Origin of the sequence: Thiolapillus sp. (assembly GCF_048562965.1) — a bacterium.
Classification (GTDB): Bacteria; Pseudomonadota; Gammaproteobacteria; order Chromatiales; family Chromatiaceae; genus Thiolapillus; species Thiolapillus brandeum_A.
The window spans coordinates 1-638 of sequence record NZ_JBHNMF010001412.1; the positions used below are offsets into that span (position 1 = coordinate 1).

At 57.7% G+C, this 638-nt stretch carries 2 protein-coding genes; both read left to right on the plus strand.

The features are described from left to right. Positions 1-81: 81 nt before the first annotated feature. Positions 82-396, plus strand: a complete 315-nt coding sequence (locus ACOCD2_RS24665) for a hypothetical protein (protein ID WP_419626331.1) — start codon at positions 82-84, stop codon at positions 394-396. 107 nt (positions 397-503) lie between these two features. Continuing rightward, positions 504-638 (plus strand): IS66 family insertion sequence element accessory protein TnpA (gene tnpA, locus ACOCD2_RS24670; RefSeq protein ID WP_419626333.1); only part of this gene is annotated, 135 nt, incomplete at its 3' end.

Consider the following 638-nt stretch of genomic DNA (forward strand, 5'->3'; position numbering starts at 1 on the left):
CGCTATTAACAGGATATTGACAAAGACTCTCCCTGGACTTTTCAACCCCAGAAGCCGACAACCAAGCGTGTCTTCGGCCTCGTGATAGATTTTGGGACATCCCAGTCCCCAAAATCGACTCGGCCTTTGACAACCCATTGGTGCCCCAGCCGTCCTGGTCACCAAGCACTACGCAACAACTTCGCAAGCTCGTTGCTGCTCCGTACTTGGCTCCCAATGACTGGACGCCGCGTTCGGAGGCCTACTTTGTTTTCCCTCTGGCGCAAGGCACGCCGGGAAAACAGTGCGGCCTCGCGGCTACTGGGGTCTACCAGCCTTCGCTTCGCTCTCCATGGCTGGCAGCGGAGGTTGTCCGGCACCAGCGGCACGCCGCCAAAGAAGCGCAGCATGCGCTGATGGGAGCCGATCCAGTGTAAGCGCCCAAGAATCCACACCTGTTTTCCCCACCTGACCCTGTGCAGACGTTCTCCTGGAATTTCACGACATAGGAGAAATCGATGGACATGTCTGATGCCACGGAAGGTGCGCCGTTCTGGCAGTTACACATTGCGGCCTGGCAACAATCTGGCCTGACGCAGAAAGCCTACTGCGAACACCAGGAGCTGCGGTATAGTACCTTCGGCTACTGGGTCCGCAAG